This window comes from Argonema antarcticum A004/B2, assembly GCF_023333585.1.
In the GTDB taxonomy this organism is placed as follows: Bacteria; Cyanobacteriota; Cyanobacteriia; order Cyanobacteriales; family Aerosakkonemataceae; genus Argonema; species Argonema antarcticum.
On record NZ_JAIQZN010000004.1, the window covers coordinates 135,659 to 152,103 of the forward strand.

Sequence of the window (16,445 nt, forward strand, 5' to 3'; positions counted from 1 at the left end):
CCAGTGGAGGGCTTACACCTCCATGAATAACGAGTTGTATAGTCCTCAAGTGGGTATTATCCTTGCTTTTGGTCATATACGAGATTTGACAGGTCACTTTCACCTTTTGGGTTTGGGTTTGGCCCAAATCTCAACGAATCGCACCAGCTTTTTTATTGTACACTTATAAAAGCAACTTTGAGCGTCACTTAAGGTTATGGACGACATTTTGATTCTCACTCCCGCGCCGTAGCCCCACTGTCTTGCCTGCGATCAGCAGGAAAATCCAGCCATATTTTACGCCAAATGACAGCAAAAGATAAAGCGATCGATTTATCAATTGAAAAACTGCGCCAGCTAACGCAGGTCGATGTGCTGTCAAATTGGCGATTTAGTGCTGTTGACTCCAAAACCAATAAGAATCGATATTCGGAATTGCCGGTTGTTCAGCTAAATGTCAAAGGACATATTGCTTGGGAACGCGGACAACAAGTATTATGGTTGGCACAAAAAATTGTAGTTCCACAAGACTTGCAAGGATATCCTTTAGAAGGATTGACATTGCGACTGGCATTAACTTGGTGGGCTGAAGACGCTCAAATTTTTGTCAACCGTAAGTTGGTGCAGTCTGGCGATTTATTTGATTATTTTACACGGGTAGTTCTCAGTTCGTCTGTAACTCCAGGCGAAGAAATTTTAGTGGCTTTGCGCTTGGTTAGTCCCGGTCACGATAATGGGGCGTTGATGCGATCGCTCTGCCTTTACGAATCTAGCGATAACAACCGAATCGAACCAGGTTTTGTCGCCGATGAGTTATCCGTATTGCAACGTTATATAGAAACTTTTCAACCAGAAAATGTAGATTTTCTGGATATGGCTGTTGCCGATATTAACTGGTCAGCATTGCCAGATGTTAGAGAATTCGATAATTCCCTCTTTTCCCTCCGCCAAACCCTCAAATCTAAAATCCCAAATCCCAAATCCCAAATCTCTTTGTTGGGTCATGCTCATTTAGATATGGCTTGGCTATGGCCGGTGAACGAAACTTGGATAGCTGCCCAACGTACCTTTGAATCGGCTTTACAATTACAAGAAGATTTTCCCGAATTAATATTCTGTCATTCTACTCCAGCTTTATATGCCTGGATCGAAGAACATCGCCCAGACTTATTTGCTGATATCCAAAAACAAGTTAACTGCGGACGTTGGGAAGTTGTCGGCGGAATGTGGGTGGAACCGGATTTAAATTTAATTGCCGGTGAGTCGATCGCACGACAAATCCTCTACGGTCAGCGCTACGTTCAAGCGAAGTTTAATCAATTGAGTAAAGTTGCTTGGTTACCGGATAGTTTTGGTTTCTGCGCGACTTTGCCTCAATTTCTTAAACAAGGCGGGATTGAATATTTTGTTACCCAGAAGTTGGAATGGAACGATACTACTAAATTTCCTTACGGCATTTTCTGGTGGCAGGCACCGGATGGCACGCAGATATTCAGCCTCATGTCTGCCTTGATTGGTGAAAGTATCGATCCAATTAAAATGGGGAAATATGCGGTTGATTGGGAAATCAAAACTGGTTTGCCAAATTCTCTTTGGTTACCCGGTGTTGGCGATCATGGCGGCGGCCCGACTCGCGATATGTTGGAGGTAGCTAAACGTTGGGAAAAATCTCCTTTTTTCCCAAAACTGGAGTTTACGACGGCTGAGAATTATCTGTCATTGGTCAGGAAGAACCCCCCCCTCTTTCCATCCCCGTCTGCGGAGAAGAATGAAAGTAGTCAGAATTCCCCACTTTTTCCATCCCCGTCTGCGGAGAAGGATGAAACGGATAAAGAAAAAAGGAATATTCCCGTTTGGAATGACGAACTGTATCTAGAATTCCATCGCGGTTGCTACACCAGTCACGCCGATCAAAAACGTTGGAATCGCCGCTGCGAAGGATTGTTATACCAAGCCGAATTGTTTTCTGCTTTGGCAACTATAACTGCGGGGATAGATTATCCCAAAACTGAATTGGAAGATGCCTGGAAGAAGGTGCTTTTTAATCAATTCCATGATATACTTCCGGGAACATCGATTCGGTCAGTTTTTGTGGAGGCGAATCGAGCATGGCAGGAAGTAGAGGAAGTTGGTGAAAAGATATGGGATAGGGCGTTGAGTGCGATCGCTTCCCAAATCGCCCTCCCCCCACCGCCACATCCAGACGCCTTACCTCTCGTCGTCTTTAATTCCCTCAACTGGGACCGATCGCAAGTCGTCGCCGTCCCCCTCCCAACACAGCTGCACTGGCAAGTTTACGACTTGACAGGACAACCATTACCATCCCAGTCTGACGGCAAAACGTTGCTATTTGTCGCAACTGATGTTCCCTCAGTCGGTTATCGCCTCTTCTGGCTACATCCTCAAAAGGCTGAAAAGCTTAATCCTGCGTTGGTAACAGATAGTATTTTGCCTGAAAGCACAGAAATAAGCAAATCTAACATATCTATATTAGTACAAAATCGCGATTTTGTCCAAAAAGATAGTTTAAACGAAAAAGATTGGGTTTTAGAGAATGAATTATTGCAGGTAAGAGTTGCCCCTGAGACTGGTAATTTATCCACGCTTTTTGATAAAGTGAATAATAAGGAAATTCTCAACGAAGCTGGTGGAAATCAACTACAAGCATTTCAAGATAGCGGTCAATATTGGGATGCTTGGAATATTGACCCCAACTACGCACAACACCCATTACCTCCAACTGTGCTGAAATCAATTGAGTGGATAGAAAGGGGAAAGGTGCAGCAGCGTCTGCGGGTAATCAGAAAGTTGAATGAATCTGAGTTTTGTCAAGATTATGTGCTGGATATGCGATCGCCTCTTATAAAAATCGTCACAACCGTAAATTGGCAAGAAAGTCACGTATTGGTAAAAGCCGCTTTTCCGCTTAACTTGACAGCAGATTATGTCACCTACGAAATTCCCTGCGGTGTAATTCAACGCCAAACGATATCCGAAGAACCAAGAGAAAAAGCAAAATGGGAAGTGAGTGCTTTGCGCTGGGCAGATTTGACTCAAATAGAAAATGAGGCAGAATCTAACCAATTGCCAATTTACGGCGTGAGTTTGCTGAATGATTGTAAATATGGTTATGACAGCCAGCCAAATCAATTGCGTTTAACGCTTTTACGGAGTCCTAGTTGGCCAAACCCAGAAGCCGATCGAGGTTGTCACGAATTTACTTATGCCCTTTATCCTCACCAAGGCAGTTGGCGATCCGCAGGCACAGTTCGACGCGGATATGAATTAAATTTACCTTTGCAACCGATATTGCTTCCAGCAATGAGGGAAAATATAGATTCGTACCTACCACCTGTCGGTCGATTGTTAGATTTATCAGATGCAAATTTAATTTTGATGGCGTTTAAACAATCGGAAGATAACCCAAATCAATGGATTTTGCGATGTTATGAATGCCACGGGAAAGAAGCAGAGTTGAAGTTGGAGAGCGATGTGGGATTGGAAATTGTGGAGTCTGTTAATTTATTAGAGCAACCTGTTGAAACTCCAGAACTATCACCTGATGGTCAAACCTTGAGGATTTCGCCTTGGAAAATTGTCAGTTTCAAGGTTATGTCGGAAATAAACAAGGAAATTATAACCAAATATGGTATGATGAAGTAATTTGCACGGGTAACATCAAGACATCTATGAAAATTCAAGGCAGACATGAAGCAAAAATCATTCCTTGGATTGCGATCGCATCTGCCTTGGCAACGATGAACTTTCTTATACCACCGCCAGGGAAAGCACAAACTTCAGGCGAATTCAAAATACACTGTATGAGCAGGATTATGTACTCTGCGAATCGCCGCCGATCGGAGATAACTGAAAGCGCAGCGCTAGTAGCTTGTCAAAACGCCACAACCCCAGAACAAAGCTTAGCTATAGGCGACTGTTTGAAAGATACCATGTACAATTCCAGCGGTGCAATCAGAGATGGGATGAGCGCCACCGCTGCTGCTACGGTTTGTCAAAGAGCTACAAATATAATTTCCAGTCAACAGATAAGTAAATGTATGAGAAATACTATGTACGACACTCGCAGTCGCCTACGCCAAGGCATGACTGCAAACCAAGCGGTCAGACAATGTAGCCGTTCGTGATATTATCAGAGTAATGGTGCTTACACTGGTATCCACTACGCAACGGAGAGGGGTAGTCATCTGTCGCGATCCTCTCTAATCAAAGCTGTGCTATCAGGCCATTCAACATCAGTAGGAAGCTGTTCGCGACGGCGGTTGATTTCTGCCAATATTTCTGTTACAGACTTAGGTGTCTCGCTTTGACTTTGCGGCGTCTGCGGTGGTAAAGTACTCTCTAACAAGCTGATGACTTGAGCGCTAATTGTACGGTGCTGGGATTTAGCTAACTGTTCGAGTCGGACATACAAGTCTTCTGGTACATCTTGTAAATGAAGGGTAGCCATTGATTGACCTCCAGGGAAAATTTATTGGCAATGGTAGCACAATCTAACAAGCCTTACTACCTTGGATAGATGCACTAATATAGAGATACTATTATCATATCCTAAACCAAAAGCAAATTAGTTTTGTAATAGCTATAAGATCTTGTACTCCTGTCCCGCTCAAAGAATATGTATGAAGCAGCAGAGGGGCTCCAGGGAAAAAGAATCATAGATAATCTTCTGGCCCGAAGAAAGTAAAAAGGCTAGTTAGATAGTCTAAAAACAACTGCGATCGCGTAATAACCCCTCCGACAGTTCTGTGAGAGCCAAAAGGCAGAGACTAGCGCGATCCCAACCTCAGACCAAAGACAGTTACGCCTTAAGTTTACATAAGTTTATTCTGAGGTATAACAGTTTTTAGAGGATTTAATCATGGATAAGGAAACAAAGAAAAATATACAATCTGCTACCGATACATCTGACAGAGTTGCAGAAAATAACTACGACCCACACATCGTCCCTGCTGAAACCGCAGCACGCCAAGAGCGAGAAGGGAATAACTTCAAAAGCGTTCCCACATTAGAGCGCGAAGAAGACGCAGAAACAAACACTCAAACAGATGACGAAAGCATTCGCACCACAGATGGCTACACAGTAGACAAAGAAGGTCTTCTGAATAATTATGCGATCGAACCAGAAATGTACATCAACGAACCCGGTGACTTAAGGGAAAAAGAAGCAGCGCTTGCTGCCGATCGGGCTGACAAAATCAGCAATTTGAAGCAAGACGAGCAAGGAAAACTGAGCGTGGAAGACGATTCCCGTCCCAAAGGACAAGGTGTTATATAACTTCAACGTCCTTTGCTTTAGTTAGCAAACAATAGACCTTTTAGAACCCCACCCTAACCCTATCCGTTAGCTCAGAGGGTTAGGGGATGGGTTTTCGTTTTATTTTTGTAACAAAAACGAAACCCCGCTTTTGCAAGCGGGGGTAAAAAACAACCGTAGAGAACTTTTTGTATTGGTTTGGCTCCAACACCTTCTACGGCGTTTTTTATAGTTGTTGAACAATACGTAGCTCTTAGGTTGCCACCACTAGAATCGGTAATCCGATTTAGTGGTGGGTTGTTGACCCTGTTCCGCTAATGATATTAGGCGCGATAATAACAGCGGTAACAAACTTTCACAACTTTGTAACAGGGACGATAGACAACACGATGTGCCCAATGGCGTGCATAACGCCGATGATGCTTGTATTTTAGGGCCCGCTTAGTCCGAGGGCCAACGATCGCATCCTGGTACAGTCCCTTGTGACGTTGGAATCGGATCACCGCATTTGCAGTGATCGAACCAAAATAACCAGTTGAGCGCACGTACCGAGGGAAGTAGCCCAAGCGTTTTAGCTTATTTTGCAATTTAAAGACTTTATAGCCTTGGTCGCGATACCCCAATGCTGCCTGGGCTTGATCGGAGATACCCAAGACGCCCAAAGCAATGGCAAAAGGCAGTAAGTAAAACCATGCTTGCGTCGAGAACTTTTTCCAGTTCACTCCGTCGAATACAGGAGCGTCACCTTCGCTTGGAACCGACTCAATGAGCGGCGATTCCTCATAAGCAGAAGCACAGTGGATATATGCCAGTGTTTCCATAGCCAATTTGTTTCCTTGTTGTGGGTTTCTTACCAGGGCTACTCTTTTTTTGAGAATAACGACTGAATTCTAAGCGCAATTTCTGCCTTCTAGGGAGGTTTTGCAGGTTTATTCATATTTTTTAATAAAAGTTTATTAGTTAAACTAGCTGTAAAATAAACAATCTTTCCTTAGAAAGATGCCATCTGGGTAAAGAGCCAAATTTTGCTTCGTCACATTGCTATAGCTAAGGGCTAGGGGCTAGGGGAAGAAGAGGCAATCAAAAATTTCAGGAATCAAGAATGTCCTAACTGACTTTCATCGGTTGCTATAACACCTAAAAAAACCCGCCTTCTACGGCGGGTGCGAATAACGAAATTTAACTCAACTCCTACTCAACCCCAGAGTGAGGTTTACGGACAGATGCAGTTGTGGGAATTACAGACATACTCTTCTAGTTTGGGGGCCAACTATACCATCAACCCTGACTCCGCAGGCGCGTTGTATTTTCTTCACAGAGCGTTTGGTAATGGAACCGAAATACCCCGTTGCACGTACCCGGTAAGGGAAGAAGCCATAGTATTTCAGATTTCGTTGCAGACGTACCACATCATGGCCTCGCTTTCCGTAACTCAGGTTTCGTGCATACGCCTCAGCTGGGACAGAGAAGCTACTTAAGCCAACGACAAGGGGTAGTAAGAAAAGGCACGCTCGGCTGGAGAACTTTTTCCAGTTCAGTCCCTCAAATAGTCGATATTTAGTCTCAGTCTTGACCGATTCAATGGAGGATGATTCCTCGTAAGCCGAAGCGCAATGGAGATAAGCTAGGGTTTCCATGAGATTTTTTTGATTTTTGGGTACTTAATCACTCGGAGATGCACTGTTTAGAATTGGTGCATCCTCTGCGTAATTTCCTGTGCTTAAGAGCCCGCTCCGGGTGTTTTAATCTTTTTTTACAAAAGTTTATACCTTAGCCGAATGACACTAAGATAACTAGAAAATAGGGAATAGGGGCTAGGGGCTAGGGGAAGAGAGGCTAGGGGAAGAGAGGGGAAGAGAGGGGAAGATCTGCAAAATCCCGCTCCCCCACTCCCCCACTCCCCCACTCCCCCACTCCCCCACTCCCTCAATCTTCGTGATCGTCAAACGGATCGTTCAATTCCTTAGAGGGAGGCCCGAAAGCCGTATAAATCGAGAAGCCAGTAATAGCGATTAGAGCCACGGCGATGCAAATGCTAAGAACTGTTGCGGGTTCCATAAGGATGCTAAATTATGAGTCTTGTTCATTTATAATATTACGGAACATTAACAAATCGCCAAGTAAGCCCTCGACGTAGGCCGTGGGGTGAATTGGCCTCTGCTTAAGCCGTATTGTGGTAAAACACACATAGTATTCAGATTCGTTTTAGGTGAGACATGGCACAAAGGACATTGTTGGGAGATATTCTCAAACCCCTGAACTCGGAATATGGTAAAGTTGCTCCCGGTTGGGGCACTACGCCGCTAATGGCTGTTTTCATGGTGCTATTTTTGGTCTTTTTGTTGATTATTTTGCAGATCTTCAATTCCTCTCTGATCCTTGATAGTTTCAAGGTAGACTGGAGAAGCCTCGGTAGCTAGTCTGCTCCTCTTGAGAGAGCATAAGATTTATTTTCAGCTTTCCCGGCATGACCGGGTTTTTTTTTAAATGGGAATTGGCTGCTAAATTATTTGAGGCACCACAGGAGGAATTTCCGTGAACATCTTTGGTATTGGTCTGCCGGAAATGGCCGTGATTTTGGTTTTAGCTCTATTGATATTTGGCCCGAAGAAGTTGCCCGAAATCGGTCGCAGTGTGGGCAAGACGATTCGGGGCTTTCAAGAAGCTTCTAGGGATTTTGAAAATGAGTTTAAGCGCGAAGCTCAGCATTTGGAGCAAGCAGTGAAGTCGGCGGCACCTCCAAAATCTGAGGAGATGGCTACAGCCAACTCAGAAAATAGTGTCGCAACGCCGTCTCAACAAAGTTAAGGTATTGAGCCTATGAAGTCGGCTGAGTCTGCACCCGCGTTGGTGATTCCCCAGTTGATTGTCGGTTTGGGGAATCCAGAGTCTAAGTACGACCAAACGCGACATAATATTGGCTTTGCGGCTGTAGATGCGTTGGCGCGTTGCTGGCAGATTTCTCTATCGGAAAATCGCAAGTTTCAGGCGTTGTTTGGGGAAGGTCGCAGCCCTACAGGCGAAAAAATCCGGCTTGTGAAGCCTTTGACTTATATGAATCTTTCTGGACAGGCGATTCTAGAGGCAACGGATTGGTTTAAACTCCCCCCAGAATCGGTGCTGGCGATTTATGATGATATGGATTTGCCGTTGGGGAAAATTCGTCTGCGTCTGGCTGGTTCTGCTGGGGGACATAATGGGATAAAGTCTGCGATCGCACATCTCGGCACTCAAAACTTTCCCCGTTTGCGAGTTGGGATCGGCAAACCTCAATATCCCGCCAATAACGATAAAGACGCCATCTCCCACGTACTGGGGCGATTTTCCGATGCTGAAACCCAGCTAATTTCGGAGGTACTCCAACTCGTCGTCGAATCGGTAGAACTCAGCCTTAAACAAGGTGTTGAGAAAGCTATGAGTCTCTACAATAACCGTACGGTTGCTCCTAGAGACACTTGCAAAAACTAATCAACCTTTTATAGCAACCGCTCTCTTCAGTTAGGACAACTCAAACTCTTAGTTCTTACCTTCATCCCTTACTCTGTAACCCTCTTCCCTCTTCCCTCTTCCCTCTTCCCTCTTCCCTCTTCCCTCTTTCCTCTTCCCTCTTCCCTCTTCCCTCTTCCCTCTTCCCTCTTCCCTCTTCCCTAGCCCCTGGCTATATGTCCCGCTAGATCCGCTAGGATTAACGGGACATCATCGCGGTAGAGGATAAGGTCGTCTAGCTGTGTAGGCGACGAACCCTTATCTCATCCGTTTCTTGCGTCGAGCCGCCGTTGCCTTGCGTTTGCGCTTCTCCAACGGCGTTTCAAAGTGGCGATGAGTCTTGACATCAGCCAAGATACCCGCTCTTGAAACTTGACGTTTGAATCGACGTAAAGCAGATTCGAGTCCTTCATTTTCCCCTAAGAGCACTTGGGTCATTCTTACCACTCCGATCTACGAAACTTAATTAACTACCCCACCATGCTAGCGCCAGTATGGGTTTTATCGAGCAATTTCCACATATAGCATTTGAAGTTAGCGTTTGATCCCTTTTCTGTCAAAATTGGTACATTCTGTCACAAAAGCGGAGGTTATAGGAGAGCAGCAGAGGATCGAATTCTTTGAGTACCAAGTTTAGATTTTGGATCGAAGCATTTCCCTTGCACTTTGCTATACTCAGAACGCAGAACTAAAGCCGAAGCACTTTGCTATAGGAACTATCTGAGTTGGTTAAGGTAGGAAAGGTCTACTGAACCAAAGTGTATACTGAGCGCAACATTTAAATTTTCTAAAGATTGAATCAGCCACATAACAGCAGCTCCAGAGTCAGACTCGTAGTGGTTAAACAAAATTGAAAACCGCTTTTCTAAGTAAGGCTTAACCTTCCGGCACAGCAGGAGGATTTTCAACAATAAACCAACGGTAATATTGATGCCCAGATTGGCAACCAAGTCAATGAAGATAAAGTGTTGAGGTTGCTGGGTACTGTTGACTACCAAAAAGTTTAACAAATGGCTACAGGTTCTGATTAGCAGAAATTCGTTGACTTGCTGGGAATCGTTATGTGAAAGGATGTTTTGTAAATGTGTCTGGAATTTTTTGTTAAACTGACGTTTCCCGTATTCGGGCTCGATTGAAGTAATCAGATATGCGTAAAGATCGTTCTTAAAAGCGCCGAAGGATGGAGTTTTGCTACTGTGAGTTAAAAAGCTTTGGGCTAAGTCGCGGTAACTGTAGGAGCCTTCTACTCGACCGGCATATTGTTTAATGGCACCGAAAAGTTCTCCATCGCTCAATAGAGTTGGATTCTTTACCGGCGGGATTATTAGTTTTGTCGGACTTTCAGCTTGCTTTTTTGCCAGATGACTTCGCCGCACTTGGTAGGTTACGTACTGAGACAGCCCGATTTCAAATTGTGCCTGCGCCTGGGCTTGTATTTGCCGAATGTTTTGCTGATGCTCGTAAGTACTGTCCTCGCTCAGTAGGCAATGCTCGTATAAGTACGGATACCGACGAATCAATGTTCCTAAAGGCTTGACTTTTGCCTCATTTTTGAGTTCTGCGGTTTTACTCATTACCTGAGACAAACGTCGCAGAGTTACATACTGCTCGCTTTCAATAAAAAGCTTGATCAGATCCTGCAAGCGCCTGACTGACTTAGAACGGTAGGAATGCTTTCCTACTCTGGTGGAGGTATTCTCAAACAACGTAACCAACTCAGGTATCGCTATTTGCTGTTGGGGGTGCATCTGCCAGCGGTTGATCAAAATGTGGCAGCAGCGATTAAGAACAAATTTGAAGTCCTGCTCAGCCTGCTTGGAACTGATAATCTGGTCGAGCAACATCACAATTTCGCTGTCAGGGTATCCCACACCGTCGATAAACAAGCTGTGAAAGCGTTCTATCAGACGACTTGGGGATTCCACTTGAGCCCAGTGGAGGAGATGTTTATATAACTTTTGCTCCTCTGCACGTATCTGCCGTGTATAGGGGTCTTTCCAGGTAGTCACTTCGCTCTCCTCTACCTTGGGTGTAAATTTGTTTGGAACTAGAAAATTTAAATTTTCCATATTCAGCTATTAGACTATATTTGACTGTTACCAAAAGCTTAAGAGGGTATAAAAAAATCGTTCTCAAGACTGATATCTTTGCTTTTAAACAGTGGCTTCATTCAGCCTTATCCTGTTTGACCCATTTGCTATTTTATGGAGTTACTATATTTTACCTTCATTTTTCTTCTATCCTAATGGTGAAACATAGCAGCTAAGTGTGACTTAAATCACTTAGCTGGAATAATCTTACATTGTCTTAACTTGAGGTACTATCGCATTCGAGCTAGTCAAGAGCTGTTTTATATAAAACATTTCCAGGTTTGTCATCAGCCGTCAAGGGGTTGTAACCCCCTGTGTCTGTTGCAACGTACACTTATCTATTCTCAAAATACCTCGGTATTTTACTTTATAGTCGGCTACTCAATTAAGATACAAACAAAAAATCTGGATTTTTTGTAAAGATTCTGTTAAGGTACGGGCTGTTGCTCCAAATTCACTGAAATTTAGCTATTCACCATGCCCTGTCGGATAACGATCGCCCAACTATCTGAAATTCTCGCTCTCACGCCTGAAAATTTGTCCCAAAAAGCGCTGGCGATGCTGGCAACTGGTATTTCAACCGATACGCGCAGCCTTACACCGGGAGAAGTGTTCTTGGCGCTACGGGGTGAAAATTTTGATGGGCATGAATTTGTGGCATCTGCCGTTGATAAAGGAGCGATCGCCATAATTACAGATCTCGCTAGCAATGTCCAGCTGCCAGAAGATATCCCTCAACTGCAAGTAGCAGACACTCTACAAGCATACCAGGCTCTAGCACGCTGGTGGCGCGATCGCTTTACCATTCCTGTGATTGCCGTTACGGGTTCGTTTGGCAAAACCACGACTAAGGAACTGATTGCGGCAGTTTTGTCAACTAAAGGGCGCGTTCTCAAAACCCAGGCGAACTACAATAACGAGATCGGCGTACCTAAAACTTTGTTAGAACTCGAACCAGAACATGACTTCGCCGTGATTGAAATGGCGATGCGGGGTAGAGGGCAGATTGCGGAACTTACACAAATAGCACACCCAACTCTAGGTGTAATTACGAATGTCGGGACAGCGCATATTGGTTTGTTGGGTAGTGAAGAAGCGATCGCGCAAGCTAAATGCGAACTACTCGTAGAAATGTCTTCTACTGGAATAGCTATTCTCAATCAAGATAATCACTTACTGATGGAAACTGCCGCCAAAGTTTGGCAAGGAGAAACCATAGCTTACGGACTGGAAGGGGGAGATTTACAGGGGAAATTAATTAATTCCGATACTGTCAGTGTAGAAGGTATGCAATTACCCCTACCTTTACCAGGACGCCACAACGCACTTAACTATTTAGCAGCTTTGGCAGTAGCTAAGGTTCTTAAAATTGATTGGAAACCCTTAACAGATGGTTTGCCAGTTCAGCTGCCAGAGGGACGAGCAAAACGTTACGATTTGCCGAATGATATCGTCATTTTGGATGAAACTTACAATGCTGGGCTAGAGTCGATGGTAGCGGCGTTACATTTGCTGGCGCAGACACCTGGGAAACGGCATATCGCTGTTTTGGGTACGATGAAAGAACTGGGAGAGCGATCGGCCCAATTCCATCGCCAGGTAGGTGCCACTGTACGGGAGTTGAATGTGGACGCTTTGCTAGTTTTAACAGACGATCCGCAAGCAGAAGCGATCGCTGAAGGTGCCAAACCTATGCCATCTGAGTGCTTTAAGACTCATGCAGCGGTGGTAGAACGGTTAAAAGAGGTAGTGAGAGAGGGCGATCGCATTCTCTTTAAAGCCTCCCATTCCGTCGGACTCGATCGAGTAGTCAATCAATTTCGGCAATTGTGAATCAGTCATTAGTCATTGGTTATTAGCAAAGTACAGCGACTTTTGGCAAAGTACAAATAATAAAGGGAATGGAAATTATCGATCTCACTGCGGAAAACCAAGACGCAATTGAACAAACAGCCACTTTATTATTTGAAGGCTTCAAAGAACATTGGCCGGATGCTTGGCCTAACATAGAAGCTGCTTTAGAAGAAGTGCAGCAATCTTTGGCCCCAGACCGAATCAGCCGAATAGCTGTAGATAACAGCAGTAATGTCTTAGCATGGATTGGTGGCATTAGTCAATATAACGGTAAGGTTTGGGAAGTTCATCCCTTGGTTGTGCGATCGGACTGTCAGCGTCAAGGAATTGGAAAGGCACTTCTAGCTGACTTGGAAGCACAAGTTAGCAAGCGTGGCGGTATTACCATCTGGGTTGGCACCGATGACGAAGACAATCTGACAACGCTTTCAGCTGTAAACCTCTATCCTAATGTTTTTGAACATATTGTCAACATCAAAAACTTGCGCCGTCATCCCTATGAATTTTATCAGAAATACGGTTTTGTAATAGTGGGAGTCATGCCAGATGCTAACGGATTGGGAAAGCCAGACATTTACATGGCTAAAAGGGTAGGAACATGGCTAAAAAACTAGACCAAATTATTGTTATCGATATCGAAGCGACTTGCTGGTCAGGTTCACCACGACCGGGACAAGAAAACGAAATTATCGAAATTGGCATTTGCACATTAGATATTTCTTCGGGAGAAAGACTGGAAAAAGAAAGTATCTTAGTCAAACCAGAACGTTCAACCGTCAGCGAGTTTTGTACCCAGTTAACAACTTTAACTCAAGCACAAGTCGATACTGGGATTACCTTCCTAGAAGCTTGTGCAATTCTGAAAGATAAATATCTATCCCATCAGCGAGTTTGGGCAAGCTACGGTGAATACGACAGACAACAATTTGAAAAACAGTGTCAATCTTTTAATGTCACTTATCCTTTCGGCACGAGGCATATTAACATCAAAACTCTTGTTGCCATTTTTCATGCCTTGCCGAAAGAAGTAGGTATGTCAGGAGCATTGGAACTGATGAACTTACCGCTAGAAGGTACGCATCATCGGGGAGTGGATGATGCCTGGAATATAGCTGGTATCTTGTCAGAATTAGTTGTAAAAACAAGAGTCCGAACATGATATCACTCTAGACTTTCTTGCCGGGACAAGATTATCGACGCCTATTTTCTCTTCTTATTTGTTCCCGTACAGCCGGGATAACTTGTTGCGTTGCTTCTTCATGCGTAGTATTATTTAGGTAAGAAGGGAGTAATTCTGCCAAAGGCGTTCGGTTCATTCGCGCTGCGTGATTCAATATATCTGGCATAAGTTTTACCAGACTTAGATCGATATCCTTGAAATCAATATCATTCAAAATCGCACCTCTAATATCAGTCTGATAAAAGGTTGCCAACTTTAGATTAGCCTGACTCAAATCCGCATTATTCAGCATGGAATTTCTGAGATTGGCACTTTCTAAATTGGCACTGGTTAGATTGGCATTAGTCAGGATAGCACCTTGCAGATTAGCAGTAAACAAGTAGGCATTAATGAGTTTTGTATTAGTCAGGTTAGCATTAGTGAGGTTAGCCATAGTTAGGATGGTTCTACTCAAGTCAGCATTCGCCACTTTGGCATTAGTTAAATCCGCATTAGTTAAGTTAGCCCCCTGCATATCGGTACGGTTCAGGATGGCTCCATTCAGCTTAGCTCCAACTAGAGAACAAGCAGCTAAGCTGGCACCTTTGAGGTTGGCATTACTCAAGATGGCACTTCTGAGATTAGCATCACCTAAATAGGCATCTGTTAAGTCAGCACCCGTCAAGTTGGCACTCTCTAAATTGGCAGTTTCCAGCTTGGCTTTACTAAGTTTGGCACCCGTTAGGTTGGCACCTCTTAAGTCAGCCATACTCAGGTTAGCTTCCATGAGAATGGCTTCTGGCAAAAAGGCAGTAGTTAGGTTAGCTTCTCTTAAGTCAACACCTCTGAGTCTGGCACCCCGGAGTCTGGCATTTCTCAAATTTGCTCCTCTGAGTTTAGCTTCCCTGAGCATAGCGCCTCTCATTTTGGCTTCTTGGAGGTCGGCTACTTCTAGGTTGGCACCTCTAAGGACGGTTTGCTGTAATTCGGCACCCCGGAGTTTTGCACCCCTTAAGTCAGCATTTTCCAACATGGCACCCGCTAAATTGGCCCCGCTGAGATCGGCCCCTCGGAAGTTACCACCTCTGAGATCTACGTTTTTGAGGTCGCACTTGGGACATTGATTTGTTGTCAGTAACTTTTTGATATGTTCTGGATTGGCAGCTTGAACCGATTTGGCTAAGCAGAGAGAGGCTAGTAGGAGTGCAAGCTGAAAGATTTTCTGCATATATTTGCAGGGTGTAGTTTTTGTATTGTTCTTAATATAGCAACCGTTCTTTAGTTCAGTTACTCAATGTTTCTGTTTCGGCTTCTGTAAAGATGGGTGGCCACAGTTCGGGAATTGGTAATTCCCAACCGGGGAAGAGTTCGGGAATGGTTAAGATGTCTTCATTGCTGAACACAATTGGTTCACCTGTGGGTCGATAAACGGTTACGCTTTCTTCATCGGGGTCAATGAGAATTCCGACAACTGCTCCTAATTCTAAGAACTTTTTAAGTCTTTTTTCTATGGGTTTAATTCTGTCGCTTTGAGATTTAATTTCGACTACTAAATCTGGTACAAGTTGTCCAAAGTAACGAGGACTTTGGAGAAGTCGGGAGGCGCGAACAAAGGAAACATCGGGTGCTTTTAGGTTTGTATCTGGCATGATGAAACCGCCTGCGGAGTCAAACAAGCGTCCCAAACGACGAGGATAAACCCAGTTACCCAATAACCGAATTAGCAAAGCTCCAATTTCACTCGATACAATGTCTGATGGCCCCATAACGATAATTTTCCCATTCTCGAGTTCTAGTTGGTAATCATGTCCGGCTTCGGAGAGTGTTGCTTGTAAGTTTTCCAAGTCTTTTACTGTCATCAGTGACATCAGAAATCTCCTTGTCTAGCTGAGTGTATATATTTTAACTCAAGATGATAAAATCATAAAGTGTTCACAAGTTAATGAAGAGTGCTGAGTTGAAAGTGCTGAGTGCTGAGTTAAAAGACCGCCCACTCGCTATGCGGGGTATCAACCTTCTCCTGATGATAAGATTCCGCCCACTCGCTATGCGGGGCATTTACCGAGTGCGAAAGTGCTGAGTACTCTTTTTCTTACTCAGCACTTTCGCACTCAGCACTCAGTACTGAGTACGGTAAAAATGAGAACCGGCACAAATTGGGAGGACACCCAAGAAAACATTCATTCGGCGACCAGCCCCAAGAAATGCTTCGAGATGGAATACAGGTATGGATGGAAACTCAAAGATATCCGCAAAACTAGAGACAGTATCCTAAAAGTAGATTGCGTTTTTTACGGCAAACAAACCAGTTTCGAGGACGCGCGTTATGAGACAGACTTGGATTATCTACAAGAGTGACGATCCAGATGCCACTGGATGGGAAGACCGCCAGCTTCTGCCATCGGAAAGCTTAACAAGCATTCTTTCTGAGGAATGGCATTATTCCAGTACTCCTGAAATTCCCAAAGCAAACGATCGCGTTAGGGAGTATGCTAATGCCAAAGATCCCGGTAATGGAGTGACTCAGTGCGATTCGTTGTGATGTAAAAATAGCCTAAAAGGGTTACATAGCATCACTTACAGGGATTAGACCCTGTAAAAC

Annotated in this window: 18 protein-coding genes; 10 read left to right on the top strand and 8 right to left on the bottom strand. The window is 44.3% G+C overall.

Annotation, left to right across the window (positions count from 1 at the left end; translation table 11 throughout):
* Positions 1-285: 285 nt before the first annotated feature.
* Positions 286-3,642, top strand: coding sequence for an alpha-mannosidase (locus tag LAY57_RS03060; protein ID WP_249064817.1), 3,357 nt, complete (start codon positions 286-288; stop codon positions 3,640-3,642).
* Between the two features lie 26 nt (positions 3,643-3,668).
* Entirely contained in the window at positions 3,669-4,124 is a 456-nt protein-coding gene (locus LAY57_RS03065) for a hypothetical protein (protein ID WP_249064818.1), read from the top strand.
* Positions 4,125-4,180: 56 nt separating this feature from the next.
* On the opposite strand, the gene LAY57_RS03070 is transcribed toward LAY57_RS03065, so the two are convergent.
* A complete protein-coding gene (locus LAY57_RS03070; protein WP_249064819.1) occupies positions 4,181-4,447 on the bottom strand; it encodes a hypothetical protein in 267 nt (88 codons plus the stop codon).
* 411 nt (positions 4,448-4,858) lie between these two features.
* Here LAY57_RS03070 and LAY57_RS03075 point away from each other — a divergent pair, with 411 nt between their 5' ends.
* The gene (locus LAY57_RS03075; RefSeq protein WP_249064820.1) at positions 4,859-5,275 is read left to right on the top strand and encodes a hypothetical protein; all 417 of its coding nucleotides are present in this window, start codon (positions 4,859-4,861) and stop codon (positions 5,273-5,275) included.
* Between the two features lie 302 nt (positions 5,276-5,577).
* On the opposite strand, the gene LAY57_RS03080 is transcribed toward LAY57_RS03075, so the two are convergent.
* The 3 genes from LAY57_RS03080 to psbN all read right to left on the bottom strand — a co-directional run bounded on the left by LAY57_RS03080 (position 5,578) and on the right by psbN (position 7,312).
* Positions 5,578-6,075, bottom strand: coding sequence for a peptidoglycan-binding domain-containing protein (locus tag LAY57_RS03080; protein WP_249064821.1), 498 nt, complete (start codon positions 6,073-6,075; stop codon positions 5,578-5,580).
* 417 nt (positions 6,076-6,492) lie between these two features.
* Positions 6,493-6,891 (bottom strand): peptidoglycan-binding domain-containing protein, encoded by a 399-nt coding sequence (locus tag LAY57_RS03085; protein ID WP_249064822.1) that lies wholly within the window; start codon positions 6,889-6,891, stop codon positions 6,493-6,495.
* A 289-nt stretch (positions 6,892-7,180) separates the two neighbouring features.
* A complete protein-coding gene (gene psbN, locus LAY57_RS03090) occupies positions 7,181-7,312 on the bottom strand; it encodes a photosystem II reaction center protein PsbN (RefSeq protein WP_249064823.1) in 132 nt (43 codons plus the stop codon).
* A 158-nt stretch (positions 7,313-7,470) separates the two neighbouring features.
* On the opposite strand from psbN, the gene psbH reads away from it, so the two are divergent.
* From psbH to pth, 3 genes are all read left to right on the top strand, one after another.
* Entirely contained in the window at positions 7,471-7,674 is a 204-nt protein-coding gene (gene psbH / locus LAY57_RS03095; RefSeq protein WP_249064824.1) for a photosystem II reaction center phosphoprotein PsbH, read from the top strand.
* A gap of 115 nt (positions 7,675-7,789) precedes the next feature.
* On the top strand, positions 7,790-8,062 hold the full coding sequence (locus LAY57_RS03100; RefSeq protein ID WP_338022344.1) for a TatA/E family twin arginine-targeting protein translocase: 273 nt from the start codon (positions 7,790-7,792) through the stop codon (positions 8,060-8,062).
* A 12-nt stretch (positions 8,063-8,074) separates the two neighbouring features.
* Positions 8,075-8,722 (top strand): aminoacyl-tRNA hydrolase, encoded by a 648-nt coding sequence (gene pth, locus LAY57_RS03105; protein WP_249064825.1) that lies wholly within the window; start codon positions 8,075-8,077, stop codon positions 8,720-8,722.
* 276 nt (positions 8,723-8,998) lie between these two features.
* On the opposite strand, the gene rpsU is transcribed toward pth, so the two are convergent.
* Both rpsU and LAY57_RS03115 read right to left on the bottom strand, forming a co-directional pair.
* Entirely contained in the window at positions 8,999-9,178 is a 180-nt protein-coding gene (gene rpsU, locus LAY57_RS03110) for a 30S ribosomal protein S21 (RefSeq protein WP_249064826.1), read from the bottom strand.
* Positions 9,179-9,456: 278 nt separating this feature from the next.
* Positions 9,457-10,749, bottom strand: a complete 1,293-nt coding sequence (locus LAY57_RS03115) for a Sll1247 family protein (protein ID WP_249064827.1) — start codon at positions 10,747-10,749, stop codon at positions 9,457-9,459.
* Between the two features lie 558 nt (positions 10,750-11,307).
* On the opposite strand from LAY57_RS03115, the gene LAY57_RS03120 reads away from it, so the two are divergent.
* From LAY57_RS03120 to LAY57_RS03130, 3 genes are all read left to right on the top strand, one after another.
* Complete coding sequence (locus LAY57_RS03120; protein ID WP_249064828.1) at positions 11,308-12,663, top strand: UDP-N-acetylmuramoyl-tripeptide--D-alanyl-D-alanine ligase; 1,356 nt, start codon at positions 11,308-11,310, stop codon at positions 12,661-12,663.
* A gap of 68 nt (positions 12,664-12,731) precedes the next feature.
* The gene (locus tag LAY57_RS03125; RefSeq protein ID WP_249064829.1) at positions 12,732-13,298 is read left to right on the top strand and encodes a GNAT family N-acetyltransferase; all 567 of its coding nucleotides are present in this window, start codon (positions 12,732-12,734) and stop codon (positions 13,296-13,298) included.
* Positions 13,283-13,843, top strand: coding sequence for a 3'-5' exonuclease (locus LAY57_RS03130; protein ID WP_249064830.1), 561 nt, complete (start codon positions 13,283-13,285; stop codon positions 13,841-13,843). The genes LAY57_RS03125 and LAY57_RS03130 overlap by 16 nt, the downstream gene beginning before the upstream one ends.
* Positions 13,844-13,874: 31 nt before the next feature.
* Here the strand turns inward: LAY57_RS03130 and LAY57_RS03135 are convergent, their stop codons facing one another.
* Together LAY57_RS03135 and LAY57_RS03140 are read right to left on the bottom strand one after the other, a co-directional pair.
* Positions 13,875-15,071, bottom strand: coding sequence for a pentapeptide repeat-containing protein (locus LAY57_RS03135; RefSeq protein ID WP_249064831.1), 1,197 nt, complete (start codon positions 15,069-15,071; stop codon positions 13,875-13,877).
* Between the two features lie 55 nt (positions 15,072-15,126).
* Positions 15,127-15,711, bottom strand: a complete 585-nt coding sequence (locus tag LAY57_RS03140; RefSeq protein ID WP_249064832.1) for a Uma2 family endonuclease — start codon at positions 15,709-15,711, stop codon at positions 15,127-15,129.
* 458 nt (positions 15,712-16,169) lie between these two features.
* Between LAY57_RS03140 and LAY57_RS03145 the strand changes: the two genes are divergently transcribed.
* A complete protein-coding gene (locus tag LAY57_RS03145; protein ID WP_249064833.1) occupies positions 16,170-16,385 on the top strand; it encodes a hypothetical protein in 216 nt (71 codons plus the stop codon).
* Positions 16,386-16,445 lie beyond the last annotated feature (60 nt).

What these genes read in the sequence shown, in the direction of transcription:
- LAY57_RS03120 (WP_249064828.1), top strand. Translation starts at nt 11,308, where the DNA reads ATGCCCTGTCGGATAACGATCGCCCAACTATCTGAAATTCTCGCTCTC.
- LAY57_RS03075 (WP_249064820.1), top strand. Translation starts at nt 4,859, where the DNA reads ATGGATAAGGAAACAAAGAAAAATATACAATCTGCTACCGATACATCT.
- LAY57_RS03070 (WP_249064819.1), bottom strand. Translation starts at nt 4,447, where the DNA reads ATGGCTACCCTTCATTTACAAGATGTACCAGAAGACTTGTATGTCCGA.
- LAY57_RS03125 (WP_249064829.1), top strand. Translation starts at nt 12,732, where the DNA reads ATGGAAATTATCGATCTCACTGCGGAAAACCAAGACGCAATTGAACAA.
- psbN (WP_249064823.1), bottom strand. Translation starts at nt 7,312, where the DNA reads ATGGAACCCGCAACAGTTCTTAGCATTTGCATCGCCGTGGCTCTAATC.
- LAY57_RS03080 (WP_249064821.1), bottom strand. Translation starts at nt 6,075, where the DNA reads ATGGAAACACTGGCATATATCCACTGTGCTTCTGCTTATGAGGAATCG.
- LAY57_RS03060 (WP_249064817.1), top strand. Translation starts at nt 286, where the DNA reads ATGACAGCAAAAGATAAAGCGATCGATTTATCAATTGAAAAACTGCGC.
- LAY57_RS03135 (WP_249064831.1), bottom strand. Translation starts at nt 15,071, where the DNA reads ATGCAGAAAATCTTTCAGCTTGCACTCCTACTAGCCTCTCTCTGCTTA.
- LAY57_RS03085 (WP_249064822.1), bottom strand. Translation starts at nt 6,891, where the DNA reads ATGGAAACCCTAGCTTATCTCCATTGCGCTTCGGCTTACGAGGAATCA.
- LAY57_RS03130 (WP_249064830.1), top strand. Translation starts at nt 13,283, where the DNA reads ATGGCTAAAAAACTAGACCAAATTATTGTTATCGATATCGAAGCGACT.
- rpsU (WP_249064826.1), bottom strand. Translation starts at nt 9,178, where the DNA reads ATGACCCAAGTGCTCTTAGGGGAAAATGAAGGACTCGAATCTGCTTTA.
- psbH (WP_249064824.1), top strand. Translation starts at nt 7,471, where the DNA reads ATGGCACAAAGGACATTGTTGGGAGATATTCTCAAACCCCTGAACTCG.
- LAY57_RS03145 (WP_249064833.1), top strand. Translation starts at nt 16,170, where the DNA reads ATGAGACAGACTTGGATTATCTACAAGAGTGACGATCCAGATGCCACT.
- pth (WP_249064825.1), top strand. Translation starts at nt 8,075, where the DNA reads ATGAAGTCGGCTGAGTCTGCACCCGCGTTGGTGATTCCCCAGTTGATT.
- LAY57_RS03140 (WP_249064832.1), bottom strand. Translation starts at nt 15,711, where the DNA reads ATGTCACTGATGACAGTAAAAGACTTGGAAAACTTACAAGCAACACTC.
- LAY57_RS03065 (WP_249064818.1), top strand. Translation starts at nt 3,669, where the DNA reads ATGAAAATTCAAGGCAGACATGAAGCAAAAATCATTCCTTGGATTGCG.